At 72.4% G+C, this 16,986-nt stretch carries 19 protein-coding genes and 1 pseudogene; 4 read left to right on the top strand and 16 right to left on the bottom strand.

The genetic code is table 11. The features are described 5' to 3' along the window. Nucleotides 1-30: 30 nt before the first annotated feature. The 3 genes from ASC56_RS18790 to ASC56_RS18780 all read right to left on the bottom strand — a co-directional run bounded on the left by ASC56_RS18790 (nt 31) and on the right by ASC56_RS18780 (nt 2,054). Nucleotides 31-846, bottom strand: a complete 816-nt coding sequence (locus ASC56_RS18790; protein ID WP_055492621.1) for a hypothetical protein — start codon at nt 844-846, stop codon at nt 31-33. Next, a complete protein-coding gene (locus ASC56_RS18785) occupies nt 843-1,652 on the bottom strand; it encodes a glycosyltransferase (RefSeq protein WP_055492620.1) in 810 nt (269 codons plus the stop codon). The genes ASC56_RS18790 and ASC56_RS18785 overlap by 4 nt, the downstream gene beginning before the upstream one ends. Nucleotides 1,653-1,796: 144 nt before the next feature. Next, on the bottom strand, nt 1,797-2,054 hold the full coding sequence (locus ASC56_RS18780) for a hypothetical protein (RefSeq protein ID WP_055492619.1): 258 nt from the start codon (nt 2,052-2,054) through the stop codon (nt 1,797-1,799). 133 nt (nt 2,055-2,187) lie between these two features. On the opposite strand from ASC56_RS18780, the pseudogene ASC56_RS43135 reads away from it, so the two are divergent. Beyond that, a pseudogene (locus ASC56_RS43135) lies at nt 2,188-2,516 on the top strand (hypothetical protein); the annotation flags it as partial. Here the strand turns inward: ASC56_RS43135 and ASC56_RS18775 are convergent. Next, entirely contained in the window at nt 2,464-3,120 is a 657-nt protein-coding gene (locus ASC56_RS18775; protein ID WP_055492618.1) for a transglycosylase family protein, read from the bottom strand. The pseudogene ASC56_RS43135 and the gene ASC56_RS18775 sit on opposite strands and share 53 nt — an antisense overlap. A 539-nt stretch (nt 3,121-3,659) precedes the next feature. On the opposite strand from ASC56_RS18775, the gene ASC56_RS18770 reads away from it, so the two are divergent. Both ASC56_RS18770 and ASC56_RS18765 read left to right on the top strand, forming a co-directional pair. Continuing rightward, on the top strand, nt 3,660-4,433 hold the full coding sequence (locus ASC56_RS18770; RefSeq protein ID WP_055492984.1) for a hypothetical protein: 774 nt from the start codon (nt 3,660-3,662) through the stop codon (nt 4,431-4,433). 97 nt (nt 4,434-4,530) lie between these two features. Further along, nucleotides 4,531-4,923, top strand: coding sequence for a hypothetical protein (locus ASC56_RS18765; RefSeq protein ID WP_055492617.1), 393 nt, complete (start codon nt 4,531-4,533; stop codon nt 4,921-4,923). Nucleotides 4,924-4,986: 63 nt separating this feature from the next. Here the strand turns inward: ASC56_RS18765 and der are convergent, their stop codons facing one another. From der to aroH, 5 genes are all read right to left on the bottom strand, one after another. Continuing rightward, nucleotides 4,987-6,465, bottom strand: a complete 1,479-nt coding sequence (gene der / locus ASC56_RS18760) for a ribosome biogenesis GTPase Der (protein ID WP_055492983.1) — start codon at nt 6,463-6,465, stop codon at nt 4,987-4,989. Nucleotides 6,466-6,537: 72 nt separating this feature from the next. Further along, the gene (locus ASC56_RS18755; RefSeq protein ID WP_055492982.1) at nt 6,538-7,125 is read right to left on the bottom strand and encodes a 1-acyl-sn-glycerol-3-phosphate acyltransferase; all 588 of its coding nucleotides are present in this window, start codon (nt 7,123-7,125) and stop codon (nt 6,538-6,540) included. 53 nt (nt 7,126-7,178) lie between these two features. Next, nucleotides 7,179-7,874, bottom strand: coding sequence for a (d)CMP kinase (gene cmk / locus ASC56_RS18750; RefSeq protein WP_055492616.1), 696 nt, complete (start codon nt 7,872-7,874; stop codon nt 7,179-7,181). Nucleotides 7,875-8,085: 211 nt separating this feature from the next. Further along, nucleotides 8,086-9,180: a prephenate dehydrogenase gene (locus tag ASC56_RS18745; RefSeq protein WP_055492615.1), complete on the bottom strand. Its 1,095-nt coding sequence runs from the start codon at nt 9,178-9,180 to the stop codon at nt 8,086-8,088. Beyond that, nucleotides 9,177-9,539 (bottom strand): chorismate mutase, encoded by a 363-nt coding sequence (gene aroH / locus ASC56_RS18740; RefSeq protein ID WP_055492614.1) that lies wholly within the window; start codon nt 9,537-9,539, stop codon nt 9,177-9,179. Before aroH ends, ASC56_RS18745 begins: the two co-directional genes overlap by 4 nt. 180 nt (nt 9,540-9,719) lie before the next feature. Between aroH and ASC56_RS18735 the strand changes: the two genes are divergently transcribed. Next, nucleotides 9,720-10,190: a Rieske (2Fe-2S) protein gene (locus ASC56_RS18735; RefSeq protein WP_055492613.1), complete on the top strand. Its 471-nt coding sequence runs from the start codon at nt 9,720-9,722 to the stop codon at nt 10,188-10,190. A gap of 15 nt (nt 10,191-10,205) precedes the next feature. Here ASC56_RS18735 and ASC56_RS18730 read toward each other — a convergent pair whose 3' ends face one another. The 7 genes from ASC56_RS18730 to ASC56_RS18700 form a co-directional block, all read right to left on the bottom strand. Further along, entirely contained in the window at nt 10,206-11,228 is a 1,023-nt protein-coding gene (locus ASC56_RS18730) for an ADP-ribosylglycohydrolase family protein (RefSeq protein ID WP_055492612.1), read from the bottom strand. After that, entirely contained in the window at nt 11,225-11,953 is a 729-nt protein-coding gene (locus ASC56_RS18725; protein ID WP_055492611.1) for an NUDIX domain-containing protein, read from the bottom strand. The genes ASC56_RS18730 and ASC56_RS18725 overlap by 4 nt, the downstream gene beginning before the upstream one ends. Nucleotides 11,954-12,079: 126 nt before the next feature. After that, nucleotides 12,080-13,153, bottom strand: coding sequence for a pseudouridine synthase (locus ASC56_RS18720; protein ID WP_055492610.1), 1,074 nt, complete (start codon nt 13,151-13,153; stop codon nt 12,080-12,082). Beyond that, the gene (gene scpB / locus ASC56_RS18715; protein WP_055492609.1) at nt 13,153-13,824 is read right to left on the bottom strand and encodes an SMC-Scp complex subunit ScpB; all 672 of its coding nucleotides are present in this window, start codon (nt 13,822-13,824) and stop codon (nt 13,153-13,155) included. Before scpB ends, ASC56_RS18720 begins: the two co-directional genes overlap by 1 nt. Further along, nucleotides 13,821-15,236 (bottom strand): ScpA family protein, encoded by a 1,416-nt coding sequence (locus ASC56_RS18710; protein WP_055492608.1) that lies wholly within the window; start codon nt 15,234-15,236, stop codon nt 13,821-13,823. The genes scpB and ASC56_RS18710 overlap by 4 nt, the downstream gene beginning before the upstream one ends. Before the next feature lie 20 nt (nt 15,237-15,256). Next, entirely contained in the window at nt 15,257-15,823 is a 567-nt protein-coding gene (locus ASC56_RS18705) for a hypothetical protein (RefSeq protein ID WP_055492607.1), read from the bottom strand. Continuing rightward, on the bottom strand, nt 15,808-16,941 hold the full coding sequence (locus tag ASC56_RS18700; RefSeq protein WP_079102600.1) for a ParA family protein: 1,134 nt from the start codon (nt 16,939-16,941) through the stop codon (nt 15,808-15,810). The genes ASC56_RS18705 and ASC56_RS18700 overlap by 16 nt, the downstream gene beginning before the upstream one ends. Nucleotides 16,942-16,986: the final 45 nt, after the last annotated feature.

The following is a 16,986-nucleotide window of genomic DNA, read 5'->3' as shown; positions in this document are numbered from 1 at the left end:
CTTGCGGACAGCGACTGTCCGCAAGAGCGGTCAGCCCATGGCGCTGACGGTCACCGACAGGTCGTTGTCGACCGTGTAGTACGGCCGGGCCTCCACCTCCCCGTGCTCGGCCCGCACCGAGGCCTTGGGGTAGCGGATGATCGGCTTCTTGTCCGCGATGTCGTCCAGCAGCCGCGCGACCCGCACCCGCGGCCCCTGCTCCCCGGCCGGGCTCAGCCACAGGTCCCAGATCCCGGGTGCCAGCCGCGCGAACGGCACGGTGAAGCCGAACTCCGTGTCCCGCGCGGTGACGTCGACGCGGAGCACGGCGTTCGGGCCACCCCGCGCACGGACCTCGACGTAGGCCTCCGGTGCGAGCCCGGTGCCGTAGACCCGGCCGCTCACCCTCAACTCCCCCTCGTCGATGTGCACCTCCCCGGCCTCCGCGTGCGGGGCGCGCAGCCAGCTGCGGACGGCGAGGGTGCCCTCCTTGGTGGTGTACGGGATGCGGACGGCGATCCTTGCGTCCGTGTCGCCGGGTACGCGGTCCACGAGCGAACGCAGATCGTTGACGCGGGGCACCAGGCGGCGGGGCTCGCCCTCGGCGAACCGGGCGTACGCCTCCCAGCGGCCCTCGGGCAGCTCCACGCTGCTGGGCAGGGCGGCCCGCAGCCGGCCGCCCTCGGCCGGGGTCAGCGGCAGCGCGACCTCCTCGCCGTCGCGGCGGCGCAGCACCAGATGGGCGGGGCCCGCCTCGCCGGTGCCGCCGATGTCGAAGGTCAGCCCGCCCGCGGCGTCGGCGACGCTGTCGGCCTGCAGGGCCGTGGCGGTGTGCTCATGCTCCGTCCGCGGGGCCTCGGTCATCATGCGGGGCGCCCCTTCCTGCATGCGCTGCGTCCGGCGTCCCGGAGGGCGTCGGCGCCGCCGAGCAGCGCCGCCCGGCCGCGGTGCCACGAGCCGCGCAGCCCGCCGCCGCGCAGCTCGCCGCCGCGCAGCCCGCCGCGGCGCGGTGCGGTGCCGGCGAACAGCGACTCGTACCGTTCGGCGATGCGGGCCGGGTCGAAGCGCGCGGAATGGTGGAGCGCCGCGGCCGCCATCCGTTGCCGCAGCGCGTCGTCGTTGATCAGCTCCTCCCTCTGCTCGCCGCCGCTGCAGATGCGCAGCCGCCAGTCGGGCCGCTCGGTGCGCACCCGGTCGAAGGCGGTGACGAGCAGGTGGTACCGCTTCACGGGCGCAAGCCGCCCGGCCGCCACCACCCACTTGGCCGTGCCGTCGGCGGGCGCGAGGCGCGGCGCGGGCGCGGGGTTGGACAGGGCCTCGATACGGACGCCGGGCAGCCGCATCCGGGCGCGGTAGGCGCCGGCGTCGGCCTCGGTGGTCGTGGTCAAGGCGTCCAGACGCGGATGTGCGCCCCTCAGGACCAGCCGCGGGGCCTTGGAATGGGCGGGCCGCTCCAGGTCGGGATGGCCGCGGTCGGGGTCGGCGGAGCGCAGGTCGACCAGGTGGCGCAGGCGGACGCGCGGGTCGGGCGCGAGGACGGGGGCGTCGCGATGGCGGAAGGCCGGGACGATCTCCACGTCGTGCTGCTCGGCCAGTGCGCTCGCGAGGTCGTACGTCGTGCGGTTCGTCCCTCCGATCCCGTACGCGTTGTGCATCAGGAGAGAGATGTGCATGCGTCCCTGGATTCCCTTGTCCGTCCCCCGCCCCGTCGATTAGACCCGGGGGTATGGTGGCCGGTCGGGTGCCATGGCCATGTTGTGCCGCAACGGTTGTCCCATTGGTAGCCGATACCGGGAACCTTCCGGTCATGAGACGCGTCAGGGCGCGTACGCCGGCTGCGGCACGTCGAAACAGGTGGCGTTCATGTCGCCCTGTCCGACCCATCCCTTCGCGTCCTCCCAGCGTGCCACGCAGAGGCAGGTCCTGCGCGTCGTCGGGCGTGTGGCCGGGTGCCCGGACACGACGGGGATCGGCAGTCCGTCGGCCGTGTACGGCTCGGCCGCGTTCATGAAGCGGTCGACGCACGCGCGCGTGACGTCCGGGCCGGGGGACTTCGCCGCGTCCGTGAACCACATCGCGGCCGCCCAGCCCTCCAGCCGCCACCGGGAGTGTGTCTTCGGGTACCGTCGCCGTGCGTGTCCCGGGCGTCGAAGACCCGGTCGGCGCCCTGCTGCCTCAGGTCGGCGACGGCCGCGCGGAAGCCGCGGAAGCCAGGGGATGTCTGCGGCGGTCGCGGCCCGTACCTACGAGCTGCTCGGCGGCCTCGACGCATGTGTGGTCCTCGCCGAACAGCGGCTGCCCCCCGGGGGCTGCGGGCGCCGACGGACCGTACCGTTCTCGTCCACGAACTGCGCCGCGGGACGGTCGCGTTCAGCGGGGAGGCCGCGGAGTTCGCGGGCCGTGACCCCCGACGGGGCGGGCCCTGCCCCCGAAACGGCGCGGGCCCTGACGCCGCGGCGCGGCGTCAGGGCCCGAAGCACACGGTCAGAGGGCGAGCCGCTGGCCGGGCAGGATCACGTCGGGGTCACCGCCGATGACCGCCCTGTTGCGCTCGTAGAGCCGCTGCCAGGTGGTCCCGTGCCGCTCGGCGATACCGCTGAGGGTGTCGCCGCTGCGGACGGTGTAGTCACCTCGGGAGGACCCGCGTCCCGTGTGGGCCGTCGAGCGCTCCGCCGCCCGCGACGACTGCTTCGACGGGGCCGATTCGGTGGTGGCGGAACCCGAGGACGAGCTCGTGGCCACCTCGCCGCCCGACGCGGCGGGCGCGCTTCCGCCCGCTCCGGCGCGCCCGGAGCAGACGGGCCACGCGCCCCAGCCCTGCGCCTGCTGCACCTTGGTCGCGACGGCGATCTGGGCCCCCTTGGAGGCCTGTTCGGCGGTCGGGGCGTAGGCGGTGCCGCCGTACGCGCGCCAGGTGCCGGCGGAGAACTGCAGTCCTCCGTAGTAGCCGTTGCCGGTGTTGATGTGCCAGTTCCCGCCGCTCTCGCACTGGGCGATGCGGTCCCACACTCCGCCGTCGGCCGCGGCGGCGTTGCCGGTCGCGGCGAGCAGTCCGAGCGGTGCGAGCAGGGCCGCGCCGGCGAGGACCGCCGTGGTACGGGTCGTACGAGTCTTACGGGTGTTATCGGCACATTCGGACATGTAATTCCCTCTCCACATACCCGGGGTCCCCCAAGGCGGTACGCGCCGGCCGCGCAGGAACGCGGTCGTCGCGGGCCGCCCCGTCCACCGGAAGTGGTGCTGCACGCCGACTGTGCGGCGCGGCCGGTGGACGTGTCCGGGCGGTGCTCGTTGCACACGGCGGAGGAATCTAGGCAGGTCGGCCGCCCCGTATCAACCGACTCCCTGTCATTCCAGGCCAGTTAGCCGTTACCAGGGGTATCGGCAATTTTCGGCCACCCATTTCATTCGCTGATTTCCGGATTTGTCGACCAGCGGGCCCGGTGATCTGTGAGCCACCTCACGGAACCAACTTCCCTTGATATCGCAGAAGTTGGCGTTGAGTGACCGATTCCGCACACGGCTTCACCCTCCGCGTCGGATGGTTCGATTCCGTTCGCTCCCGGGCGTGACTCCGGCCACAGATCACCCGTTGTCTTCTTCATGAGCCGGGGACCCCCGGGCTCATGGGCCGGGAGCCACCCGGCACCGCCACGTACCGCATCCCGAGGGAGCCACCCGTGCCGCGCATGCTCGACGTCAGCGACGCTGTACGCGCCGAGATCGGCGACGAAGAAGCCGACCGGCTGCTCGCCGGAGAGAACGCCCCGGGCAGTTACGACTGCACCTCCTGCCGCACCCCGGGCGACTCCGAACAGGAGCGCACCAGCACCGTCCTGTTCATCGGCGAGGAGACCGCCGTCCTCGCCTTCGCCCACGCCACCTGCCTGCCCTCCCAGGTCGTCCAGGTCACCGAGGAACAGCTGCAGGGCGCCGTCCGCTCCATCGCCACCGAAGAGAGCACGGCCGGTGCCGTGCCCGAGCAGGCGGTGCTGGGCGTCACCAGCGGACTGGTCCTGATCGCCGGGGAGTTGCACCCGGCGCTCGTCGTGGAGCCGACCGCCCCCATCGTGCGCCCGGGCACCACCGGAGCAGGCGACGACTTCCTGCCCCTGCTGATCGAGCAGGGCTTCATGCCGCTGACCGCGATCGAGTCGGTGCCGCCCGTGCTGCACGGCTGGTCGGTGCTGCTCGCCATGGGCCAGCTGCACGCCGTACTGCAGCCGGGCACGAACGGCGGACAACCGGTCGCCTGGTGGCAGGCGCACCTGCCGCTCCAGGTCACCGAGGGGTGGCGGGCCGCCGCCAACAAGCACCAGCAGGTGCTGATGTTCGCGGCGCCGGTGGGTTCCATCGGCCGCCAGCCGCGGGAGGACCTGCTGCGTGGCGCGCTGGACAAGGCGGCCGCGAACGGGAAGCTGGTGGCCGCCACGCTGCCGCTGGCCGGCACCTGAGCCCCGCCGGGCACACGGTCTCCCGCAGTGCTGGGCCGGCCTGCTGAACCGGCACACTCGACCGCATCCCCTGAGCGGCGGGGTCGTTGGCACCTACGTGCACGCATATGACGTACCCCGCCGCCAGTCCTATCAGCCCGTCTTCTCCCGGCACATGGGCCAGGACCACTCGGGCGGCTCATCGGCCACCCCGATCTACGACGAGCTCTACGCCGAGTACGTCAAGTCCTTCCGGGCGTTCCCGGGCGACCGCAGCGGCGAGGAGGACATCGGCTTCACCGCGTTCTCCCACTCCCCGCACGACACGGGCTCCTACGGCGCCGGGACGTACGGCACACGCCACGGCGCCCCGCAGCACGCGACCGGGCACCTGGCCGCCCAGCACGGCCACTCCGTCGTGGCGACCACCGTCTGGCAGCAGGTGGCGCGGCAGGCCAGGGGGATGCACCACGTCCCGGCGCTGCCGCCCGCACCGCGCAGGGGCCTTTGAGCCCGACACGGAGAGCGGAAAGGGGCGGCCCCACCATGGGGCCGCCCCTTTCGCGTACCGCTGCTACTTCTTCTTGCCGCGCTTCTCGCGCACGCGGACCGAGATGTGGATCGGCGACCCCTCGAAGCCGAACTCCTCGCGCAGCCGCCGCTCGATGAACCGGCGGTAGCTCGCCTCGATGAAGCCGGTGGCGAAGAGCACGAACCGCGGAGGCTTGGTGCCCGCCTGCGTGCCGAAGAGGATGCGCGGCTGCTTGCCGCCCCGGACCGGGTGCGGGTGCGCGGCGACCAGCTCGCCGAGGAAGGCGTTGAGGCGCCCCGTCGGAACACGGGTCTCCCAGCCCTCCAGGGCGGTCTCGATCGCCGGGACCAGCTTCTCCATGTGCCGTCCGGTGCGCGCCGAGACGTTCACGCGCGGGGCCCACGCCACCTGGCCGAGCTCGGTCTCGATCTCCCGCTCCAGGTAGTAGCGGCGCTCCTCGTCGAGGGTGTCCCACTTGTTGTAGGCGAGGACGAGGGCGCGGCCCGCCTCCACCGCCATGGTGAGGATGCGCTGGTCCTGGACGGAGATGGTCTCGGAGGCGTCGATCAGCACGACGGCGACCTCGGCCTTCTCGACGGCGGCCGCGGTGCGCAGCGAGGCGTAGTAGTCCGCGCCCTGCTGGAGGTGGACCCGCTTGCGGATGCCAGCCGTGTCGACGAACTTCCAGGTCTTGCCGCCGAGTTCGATCAGCTCGTCGACCGGGTCGCGGGTGGTGCCCGCGAGCTCGTTGACGACGACACGCTCCTCGCCCGCGACCTTGTTCAGCAGCGAGGACTTGCCGACGTTCGGGCGGCCGATCAGGGCGACGCGGCGCGGTCCGCCGATCGCGGTGCCGAAGGTCTGGGCGGGCGCGTCGGGCAGGGCCTCCAGGACGGCGTCCAGCATGTCGCCGGTGCCACGGCCGTGGAGGGCCGAGACGGGGTACGGCTCACCGAGGCCGAGGTTCCACAGGTACGCCGCGTCGGCCTCGCCGCTCGGTCCGTCGACCTTGTTGGCGGCCAGCACCACGGGCTTGCCGGCCTTGCGCAGCAGTCGTACGACCGCTTCGTCGGTGTCGGTCGCGCCGACCTTGGCGTCGACGACGAAGACGACCGCGTCGGCCGCCTCGATCGCGTACTCGGCCTGTGCGGCCACCGAGGCGTCGATGCCGAGGACGTCCTGCTCCCAGCCGCCGGTGTCGACGACCTTGAAGCGGCGGCCCGCCCACTCTGCCTCGTAGGTGACACGGTCGCGGGTGACGCCGGGCTTGTCCTCGACGACCGCCTCGCGTCGGCCGATGATCCGGTTGACCAGAGTCGACTTGCCGACATTGGGGCGGCCGACGACGGCGAGCACGGGCAGCGGACCGTGTCCGGCCGCCTCGATGGCACCTTCGACGTCCTCGAGGTCGAAGCCCTCTTCCGCGGCGAGCTCCATGAACTCCGCGTACTCGGCGTCGCCGAGCGCCCCGTGCTCGTACGTGTGCTCTGCCGAGCCGTCGGGCTGGATGTCGTCGTTCATGAAGTCCGTACCTCGTTCATCGTGGTGATCGGTGGACACCGCACCTGCGGTGATCCACTACTCAAGTGTCGCCTAGCGCCCGGTGAGGCGCCTGGCGTTTTCCAGGTGGGCGGTGAGCCGCTGCTGGATGCGCACGGTCGCCTCGTCCAGCGCCTTGCGCGTACGGCGTCCGCTGCCGTCGCCCGCCTCGAACGGGTCGCCGAAGACGACGTCGACACGGCTGCGCAACGGAGGCAGCGCTTTCATCAACCGTCCGTGCCGCCCGGAACTTCCCAGCACCGCGACGGGGACGATCGGCGCCCCGCTGCGGACCGCGAAGTAGGCGAGCCCGGCGCGCAGCGAGGCGAAGTCGCCCTCGCCACGAGTGCCCTCGGGGAAGATACCGAGGACTCCCCCGTTCCCCAGTACGCCGAGGGCCCGTGTGATGGCCGTGCGGTCCGTGCTCTCCCGGTCCACCTTCAGCTGCCCGATGCCGCGCAGGAAGGGGTCGAGCGGGCCGACGAACACTTCCTTCTTGATCAGGAAGTGCGTCGGCCGGGGTGCCACCCCCATGACCATCGGTCCGTCGATGTTGTGGGAGTGGTTGACCGCGAGGATCACCGGGCCGGTCACCGGGACCTTCCAGGCGCCCAGGACGCGCGGCTTCCACAGCCCGTACATCAGGGGTACGCCGATGCGCCGTCCCACCTCGGCGCTGCGGGCCGACGGGGCGTTCACTTCCCCGCCCGCTTCTCCTCGACGAGGGTGACGACGCACTCGATGACCTGCTGGAGCGTGAGGTCGGTGGTGTCCACCTCGACCGCGTCGTCCGCCTTCGCGAGCGGGGACGTCTTGCGATTGGAGTCGGCCGTGTCCCGCTTGATCAGCGCCTCGCGGGTGGCGTTGACGTCCGAGCCCTTCAGTTCGCCGCTGCGGCGGGCGGCACGTGCCTCCGGGGAGGCGGTGAGGAAGATCTTCAGGTCGGCGTCGGGCAGCACGGTCGTGCCGATGTCGCGGCCCTCCACGACGATGCCGGTCCGTGCGGAGGAGGCGAGGGACCGCTGCAGCTCGGTGATCCGGGCCCGCACCTCGGGCACCGCGCTGACCGCGCTGACCTTGGAGGTGACCTCCTGGGTGCGGATCGGGCCGGAGACGTCCGTGCCGTCCACGGTGATGGTGGGCGCCGCCGGGTCGGTGCCGGAGACGATCTCCGGCTTGCCGGCCACCGCGGCGACCGCCGTGGGGTCCGCTATGTCGATGCCGTTGTTCACCATCCACCACGTGATCGCCCGGTACTGGGCGCCCGTGTCCAGGTAGCTCAGCCCGAGCTGTACGGCCACGGCCTTCGAGGTGCTCGACTTGCCCGTGCCGGAGGGGCCGTCGATGGCGACAATCACTGCCGGGGCGGTCCGGGCGGAGCCGTTGTCCACGGTGGGAACACCTTCCTGGTGCAGGGTGGTGGGTGCGGGCGGGACGCACGGGCGCCCCGCACAAGGTTACTGGCTCGCCGGACCCGCCATGACTGGCGGACGGTGGGCTCTCCGTCGCCCGGCCACCGGATCGCCCCCCACGCGGCCCGGCCGCCAGGCACCCGGCCACCCGGACCCCAGGCACCCAGACACCCAGGCACCCGGCTCCGGCCTATTGCCGGATCGTCCAGCCCCGCTCCCGCAGCGCCGCCGTCAGCGCCGGGGCCGCGGACTGCTCCACCATCAGCTGCACCAGGCCCGCCTGGCGGCCCGTGGCGTGCTCGATGCGGACGTCCTCGATGTTGATCCCGGCCACGCCCGCGTCCGCGAAGATACGGGCCAGCTGGCCGGGCTGGTCGTCGATGAGGACGGCCACCGTCTCGTACGCGCGCGGGGCGCTGCCGTGCTTGCCCGGCACCCGGGTCTGCCCGGCGTTGCCGCGGCGCAACACGTCCTCGATGCCGTCGGCCCCCTCACGCCGCTTGGCCTCGTCGGAGGACTGCAGGGCACGCAGGGCCCGTACGGTCTCGTCGAGGTCGGCGGCGACCTCGGAGAGCAGGTCGGCGACCGGCGCCGGGTTCGCGGACAGGATGTCGATCCACATCCGGGGGTCGGAGGCCGCGATCCGGGTCACGTCCCGGATGCCCTGGCCGCACAGTCGTACGGCCGCCTCCGCCGCGTGCTCCAGGCGCGCGGCGACCATGCTGGACACCAGGTGGGGCATGTGTGAGACGAGGGCGACGGCCCGGTCGTGGGCGTCCGCGTCCATGACGACCGGCACCGCACGGCAGTGCGAGACCAGCTCGAGGGCGAGATTGAGCACCTCGGTGTCGGTGTCCCGGGTCGGGGTGAGCACCCAGGGGCGGCCCTCGAAGAGGTCGCCGGTGGCCGCCAGTGGACCGGACTTCTCACGGCCCGACATGGGGTGTGTGCCGATGTACTGCGACAGGGCGGCCTGGTCGAGGCCGAGCGCCTCCAGCTCACGGCGCGGGCCTCCCTTGACGCTGGCCACATCGAGGTAGCCGCGGCCGAGGCCGCGCCGCATGGCGTCGGCGAGCGCGGCGGCCACGTGGGCGGGCGGGGCCGCCACGATCACCAGGTCGACGGGGCCCTCGGGCTCCTCGTCGGTGCCGGCGCCGAGCGCGGCCGCCGTGCGGGCCTGCTCGGGGTCGTGGTCGGTGAGATGCACGATGACGCCCCGCGAGGCGAGCGCCAGGGCCGCCGAGGTGCCGATCAGCCCCGTACCGATGACGAGTGCGGTCCTCACTGGGCGATGTCCTTGCGGAGGGCGGCAGCGGCGCCGAGGTACACATGCGTGATGTCGGCGCGCGGCTTGTCGGACTCGATGTGCGCGAGGATGCGCACGACCCGGGGCATCGCGCCCTCCACGTCCAGCTCCTGGGCGCAGATCAGCGGCACGTCGACGATGCCGAGCTTGCGGGCGGCGGCCGCCGGGAAGTCGCTGTGGAGATCGGGCGTGGCGGTGAACCAGATGCTGATCAGATCGTCGGTGCTCAGGCCGTTCCGCTCCAGGACGGCGGTGAGCAGGGCGCCGACCTGCTCGTCCATGTGCCCGGCCTCGTCCCGCTCCAGTTGGACGGCTCCCCGGACCGCTCGTACCGCCACGGTGATGCTCCTCGCTCATGTACGGAAACGTCTGGTCACCAGCGTAGTCAGCTCGCGACGCACGGATGCCGGCCGCCCGCCTGACGAGACGTCGGCCCAGCTGCTTCACCTTCCGGACATTCGGTGCAAAAATGCCCGTGCTTCACACGGAGTGACTGCCCGGCTGAACGGAGTGACGACATGACGATCCGCACGACGCGGCGCACGCTTCTCGTGACGAGCGCGGCTGTGCTCGTGGCCGGGTGCGGCAACGGCGGCAAGGGGGGCAAGAGCAGCAGCTCCATGACGGCGTCCGTGTCGGGGAGCAGGCCCGCCAGCGCTTCCGGCAGCCCGTCCACCACCGCGTCCGGCAGTCCGTCCGGCGGGCACGAGCTGGCGAGGACCAGAGAGATCCCGGTCGGCGGCGGCAAGATCTTCAAACAGCAGAAGGTCGTGGTGACCCAGCCGACGAAGGGCGACTTCAAGGCCTTCTCCGCGATCTGCACGCACGAGGGCTGCACGGTCGGCACCGTCGCCGACGGCACGATCGACTGCCCCTGCCACGGCAGCAGGTTCCGCATCGCCGACGCCTCGGTCGCGCACGGCCCCGCGACCCGCCCGCTGCCCCCGAAGAAGATCACCGTGGAGGGCGACACGATCCGGCTGGCGTGAGCGCGCCCGCACCCCTCACGCGTCCCAGAGCGCTCCGAGCGTCTGCAGCTCGCCGCCGTACTCGATGCGGTCCGCCCACTCCCGCGGCCAGGCCTCCGCACCGAGCCGGGCACCCGCGAAGGCGCCCGTCAGACAGGCGATCGAGTCGGAGTCGCCGGAGGTGCAGGCGGCCCGGCGCAGCGCGGTGACCGGCTCGTCGGGGAAGAGCAGGAAGCACAGCAGCCCGGTGGCGAGGGCCTCCTCCGCGATCCAGCCCTCGCCGGTCGCCAGACAAGGGTCGGTCTCCGGCGACACGGTCCGCACCGCCGCCTCGAGGCGTTCGAGGATCTCCATGCACTCGTCCCAGCCGCGCGCGATGAAGTGCTCGGGCGTGGGGTCCTGGGCGCGCGTCCAGAGGTCGCCGAGCCACCGCTCGTGGTAGCGGCTGCGGTTCTCGTACGCGTACGACCGCAGCAGCCCCACCAGGCCCGTCGGATCGGCGCCCCGCACCAGCAGGCGTATCGCGTGGGCGGTCAGGTCGGACGCGGCGAGCGCGGTGGGGTGGCCGTGCGTCAGCGCGGCCTGCAACTGGGCGGCCCCGGCCCGCTGTTCATCGCTCAGCCCCGGTACGAGCCCGACGGGCGCCACGCGCATGTTCGCACCGCACCCCTTGGAGCCGATCCGACTGGCGTCCTGCCAGGCCCGGCTCTCGTCCTTCAGCAGGTTGCAGGCGACCAGACAGGTCTGGCCGGGCGCCCGGTTGTTGTCCGGGGACCGGTACCAGTCGACGAACTCCTCGCGCACCGGCCGTTCCATCCGCTGTGGCGCCAGGACCCCGCGGTCCATGGCCGTCCGCAGTCCGCGCCCCAGCGCCAGCGTCATCTGGGTGTCGTCGGTGACCAACGCCCGCCTCGGCAGCTCCATCTCCCGCCACGGCCCGTACGTGGCCAGGATCGACGCGACGTCACTGAACTCGGTGGGGTGGCCGAGCGCGTCCCCGAGGGCGAGCCCGAGCAGGGATCCGGTGGCGGCGCTCCTGGCGAGGGCCGTACTGGTCATGAGGAGAGTCCTTCCGTGGTGGGGCGGAGCAGGGGCGGGTGCAGGGTGGTGGCGCCGCCCGCGCGGTAGAGCGCGGCGGGCTTGCCGCGGCCGCCGGTCAGCCGGGCGGCACCGGGGACCTGTTCGACGAAGCCCGGGGTGGCGAGGACCTTGCGCCGGAAGTTGGGCCGGTCGAGCGCGGTGCCCCACACGGTCTCGTAGACCTGCTGCAGCTCGCCCAGCGTGAACTCGGGCGGGCAGAAGGCCGTGGCGAGACAGGTGTACTCCAGCTTGGCGCCGACCCGTTCGTGGGCGTCGGCGAGGATGCGGTCGTGGTCGAAGGCGAGCGGGCCGGCGCCGGCGTACGGCAGCCAGCGCGCCTGCGCCGCGTCGCCGCCGCCGTGCGGTTCGGGAGGGTCGGGGAGCAGCGCGGCGAAGGCGACGGAGACGACCCGCATCCGGGGGTCGCGGTCGGGGTCGCTGTAGGTCCCCAGTTGTTCGAGGTGGAGCCCGGAGACGTCCGCCAGACCGGTCTCCTCGGCGAGTTCGCGCCGTGCGGCGTCCTCCGCGGACTCATCGGGCCGCACGAATCCGCCCGGGAGGGCCCACCGGCCCGCGTACGGCTCCTGTCCGCGCTCGACGAGCAGTGCGTGCAGCGCGCCCGCGCGGATCGTGAGGACGGCGAGGTCCACGGTGACGGCGAAGGGCTCGAACGCGTGCTTGTCATAGCCCTGCACGGCCCCCACCCCCTTAATAGTCGTATTGACTATAAACAGCGGCGGGTGCCGCGCACAAGCAGACGGCCGGTTCCCGCAATCACGGGAACCGGCCGTCGTCGTGAAGCCGGACGCGCCTGTACGAGGGCGGGCCGCCTACAGATCGACTTCCTTCATCAGCATGCCGACCTCGGTGTTCGACAGACGGCGCAGCCATCCCGACTTCTGGTTGCCGAGCGTGATCGGCCCGAAGGCGGTGCGCACGAGCTTGTCGACGGGGAAGCCGACCTCGGCGAGCATGCGGCGCACGATGTGCTTGCGCCCCTCGTGCAGGGTCACCTCCACGAGGTAGTTCTTGCCGGTCTGCTCGACCACCCGGAAGTGGTCCGCGCGGACGTACCCGTCCTCCAGGCGCACGCCCTCCTTCAGGCGCTTGCCCAGGTCGCGCGGGATCGGCCCCACGATGTGCGCCAGGTACGTCTTCTTGACGCTGTACTTCGGGTGCGTCAGCCGGTGCGCCAACTCGCCGTGGTTGGTGAGCAGGATGACGCCCTCGGTCTCGGTGTCGAGCCGGCCGACGTGGAAGAGGCGGGTCTCGCGGTTGGTGACGTAGTCGCCGAGGCACTGGCGCCCGTCCGGATCCTCCATCGTCGAGACGACACCGGCGGGCTTGTTGAGCGAGAAGAACTGGTACGACTGCGTGGCCACGGTCAGCCCGTCGACCCTGACCTCGTCCTTCTCCGGGTCGATGCGCCGCCCCTGCTCGGTGACGATCTCGCCGTTGACCTCGACCCTGGCCTGCTCGATCAGCTCCTCGCAGGCCCGCCGGGAGCCGTAACCGGCGCGTGCGAGCACCTTCTGCAGCCGCTCGCCCTCCTGCTCGGCGCCCGGGAAGGTCTTGGGGAGCTTGATCTCCTTCTTCCCCGCGTACCGCTCCCTGTTGCGCTCCTCCGCCCGCGCCTCGAACTCACGGGAACGCGCCGGGGCCGTACGGCCGTCACCGCGCTGCTGGGACTGCTTCGGGCCGCCCTTGGCGCCGCCGCGCGCGGAGCCGCCGCGCCCGGACTTCGGGCCGTCCTGGGTGGCACCCGGGCCCACGTCGTAGCGGCGCTCCTCCGGGCGGGGCTTGCGGGGGCGGCCCTGCCCCTGCTTCTGGTCCCTGTCGTTGCCGGCACCGCGGTAATTGCCGCGCCCGCCGTTCCTGCCGCTGCCGCTGCCGCTGCTTCGCATCAAAGTTCCGTCGTCGTGTTCGTCGTGTGATCGTCGTCTGCGTCCGGAGCATCGGGAGCGTCCGGGTCGAACGACGGTACGCCCTCCTGGGTCTCGGCCTCGATCGCCTCCGCCTCCGGGAGGAAGGGCGCGAGCTCCGGAAGCTCGTCCAGGCCACGCAGGCCCATCCGCTCCAGGAAGTAGTTCGTCGTCCTGTACAGGATCGCACCTGTTTCGGGTTCCGTGCCCGCCTCCTCGACGAGACCGCGCTGGAGGAGGGTGCGCATCACGCCGTCGCAGTTCACCCCACGGACCGCCGAGACGCGGCTGCGGCTGACCGGCTGGCGGTAGGCGACCACCGCCAGGGTCTCCAGGGCGGCCTGGGTCAGCCGGGCCTGCTGGCCGTCGAGCACGAAGCGCTCCACGGCGGGGGCGTACGCGGCCCGCGTGTAGAAGCGCCAGCCGCCCGCGACGAACCGCAGCTCGAAGCCGCGCCCCTGCACGGTGTACTCGTCGGCCAGCTCCCGCAGCGCATCGCCGATCTGCCGCCGGGGCCGCTCCAGGATCTTCGCCAGGTGCTCCTCGGTGGCGGGCTCGTCCACGACCATGAGGACGGCCTCCAGGGCGGGCTTGAGGTCGAGGCCGGCCACGGTGTTCAGGCCGGCCGGAACCTCGGCGGTCTCCTCGCTCACGCCTTCTCCTCCGTCTTCCTGGCGTTGTCGTCCGGGTCCTCGGGCGGCCGGTCGAACTCGTCCGTGACCCTCGGCGTCCCGTCTCCGTCACCGCCGGTCCAGCGCACCGTCAGCTCGCCGAGGGCGGCCTCCTGCTCCAGCGCCACGGCCTTCTCGCGGTACAGCTCCAGCAGCGCGAGGAAGCGGGCGACGAGCGTGAGGGTGTCGCCCGTGTCCTCCACCAGCTCGCGGAAGCTCGCCTCGCCGAGCTTCCGCAGCCGCTCGACCACGATCTGGGCCTGCTCCTGCACGGACACCAGCGGGGCGTGGATGTGGTCGACGTACACCTGCGGTTTGGGCTTGGGCTGCATCGCCTTGACGGCCAGCCTGGCGAACCCCTCGGGTCCGATGCTGATGACCACCTCGGGCAGCAGCTCGGCGTGATGGGGTTCGAGGCCGACGGTACGGGGGTAGCGCCGGGCCTCTTCCTCGGTCCGCCGGTTGAAGATCTCGGCGATCTGCTTGTAGGCGCGGTACTGAAGGAGCCGTGCGAACAGCAGGTCACGGGCTTCGAGCAGCGCGAGGTCCGCCTCGTCCTCGACCTCGGCGGCGGGCAGCAGCCGTGCCGCCTTGAGGTCGAGCAGCGTCGCGGCGACGACGAGGAACTCGGTCGTCTGGTCGAGGTCCCAGTCCGGCCCCATGGCCCGGATGTGCGCCATGAACTCGTCGGTCACCTTGGACAGCGCGACTTCGGTGACGTCGAGCTTGTGCCGCGAGATGAGCTGGAGGAGGAGGTCGAAGGGGCCCTCGAAGTTGGCCAGCCGAACCTTGAAGACCCCGTCCCCGGGCACGTCACCATCGGACTCCACGGCCGCGGGTTCCGGCTGGGGCTCGGGTGCGCCCGGGACTTCGGCGACCCGGGCTTCGGCGACCCGGACTTCGGGGACCGGGACTTCGGGGACCGGGACTTCGGCGACGGGGCGATCGGCGACCGGGGCTCCCGGCTCGGGGCGGTGGTCAACGCCGCCGACCCGGTTCGCCGGGCCGGGCTCTGCCGCCTCGGCCGACGTGGCCGGCCCGACGACGGGCGCCCGGCCGGGCGCGGTCGCCGGCTCCGGCTCGTCGCGGAGGGGTGCGCCCGGCTCGAACGCGGGCTCCTCGGTTGCGGGTTCCGGTGCGGGACCGGCCGCGGGTGCGACAGCCGGCGGCGCCTCGTCGGCCGCACCGGCCCTCGGCGCAGTCGCGCCGCCGGGCAGTACGGGTGAGTGGCCGGCCGCAGGCGACGAGCCCTCCCCGACCGGCGACGGGCTCTCCGGTGCGGTCGGAGCGGGCGCCGCCTCCGCGGGGGACCCGGGCGGCTCGACCCGCGGAGCGCCCGGCCCACGTCCCAGCACACGGCGGCGCCCGGCGGAGCCGGATTCGTACGAGGTCATAGCCGTCGCAGGCTACCTGCTCACCGCCCGCGAAGCCGACGTACCAGGATGCTCGCGTCCCCCCGGGACTCCAGATCCGCCAGCACCACGGCGACCGCCTCGCGCACGATCCGCCCGCGGTCGACCGCGAGCCCGTGCTCACCCCGGAGCACGAGGCGCGCATGCTCGAGGTCCATCAGTTCCTCCGCGGACACGTAGACGGTGATCTTCTCGTCGTGCCGTTCCCGCCCGCTGGGCCGCCGCCCGGCCGCACGTCCCCGCTTGCGCGGCTGGGCCGCGGCAGAACCTTCCTGCGCCTCCTGGCGGCGCGCCGGCCGCTCGGCGGTCGTGGACCGCGAGCGGGACTCCCCGGCCTCCGCCTCCACGGCATCCGCCGCGACGTGCTCGTCGCCCTCCCCGTCGCCGCCCTGCACGGGCACCGACGGCGGTGCGTCCTCCGCCGCGGCCGTGGCGTCGCTCTCGCCCGCGGGAGCCGGCACCCGGGCCTCGCCGTTGGCCTGGCGCCTGGGGGTGGACGCCTGCAGTCCCATTCCCCCGGTGGTACGGAACAGCTCGTCGGCCCCCGGCAGACTCACTCGGCGTGACACCGGGCGAGCACCTCCCTGGCGAGCTGGCGGTAGGCGGCGGCACCGACGGAGTTGGAGGCGTAGGTGGTGATGGGCTCACCGGCGACCGTGGTCTCCGGGAAGCGCACGGTCCGGCCGATCACCGTGTGGTAGACGTGGTCGTCGAACGCCTCGACGACCCGCGCGAGGACCTCACGGCTGTGCACGGTCCGGGAGTCGTACATCGTGGCGAGGATGCCGTCGAGCTCCAGCTCGGGGTTGAGCCGCTCCTGGACCTTCTCGATGGTCTCGGTGAGCAGCGCGACACCGCGCAGCGCGAAGAACTCGCACTCCAGCGGCACGATCACCTTGTGCGCCGCGGTGAGCGCGTTGACGGTGAGCAGACCGAGTGAGGGCTGACAGTCGATCACGATGTAGTCGTAGTCGGGCAACAGCGGCTTGAGGGCGCGCTGGAGGGTCGACTCGCGCGCGACCTCCGACACCAGCTGGACCTCGGCCGCCGAGAGGTCGATGTTGCTCGGCAGCAGGTCCATGTTCGGGACCGCGGTCTTCAGCAGGACCTCGTCCGCGGACATGCCCCGCTCCATGAGCAGGTTGTAGACGGTGAGGTCGAGCTCCATGGGATTGACGCCGAGACCCACGGACAGCGCGCCCTGCGGGTCGAAGTCGACGAGCAGCACCCGGCGCCCGTACTCCGCGAGCGCGGCGCCCAGGTTGATGGTCGACGTCGTCTTGCCGACGCCGCCCTTCTGGTTGCACATCGCGATGATCTTCGCCGGGCCGTGGTCGGTCAGCGGGCCCGGGATCGGGAAGTACGGCAGCGGACGGCCGGTCGGGCCGATGCGCTCGCGGCGCTGGCGTGCCGCGTCGGGCGCGAGCGTGGCCGCGTACTCGGGGTCGGGCTCGTACTCGGCGTCGGGGTCGTAGAAGTGCCCGTCGGGCAGTTCGTCGTAGTCGGCGAAGTGGGTGTGGACCTCGCCACTTCCGTTGCCGGCCATGGCGTTCACGTGTTGGCCATCCATGCTCTGGGGTGCTGTCTGAGCCAGGTGGGGGCTCTGGCTCTGGTGGGCTGCGAAGGTACGGACAGCGACGGAGCCGACAGCCTCGAGCCCCGTGGGGCCCGTGCCCCGCGCAGGCATTCCTGGTTGACCACCCCCGGGAGTAAATGTCGACTCATTCACAAG

Origin of the sequence: Streptomyces sp. TP-A0356 (assembly GCF_001417775.1) — a bacterium.
Classification (GTDB): Bacteria; Actinomycetota; Actinomycetes; order Streptomycetales; family Streptomycetaceae; genus Streptomyces.
This window is presented reverse-complemented; position numbering and strand designations above follow the sequence as displayed.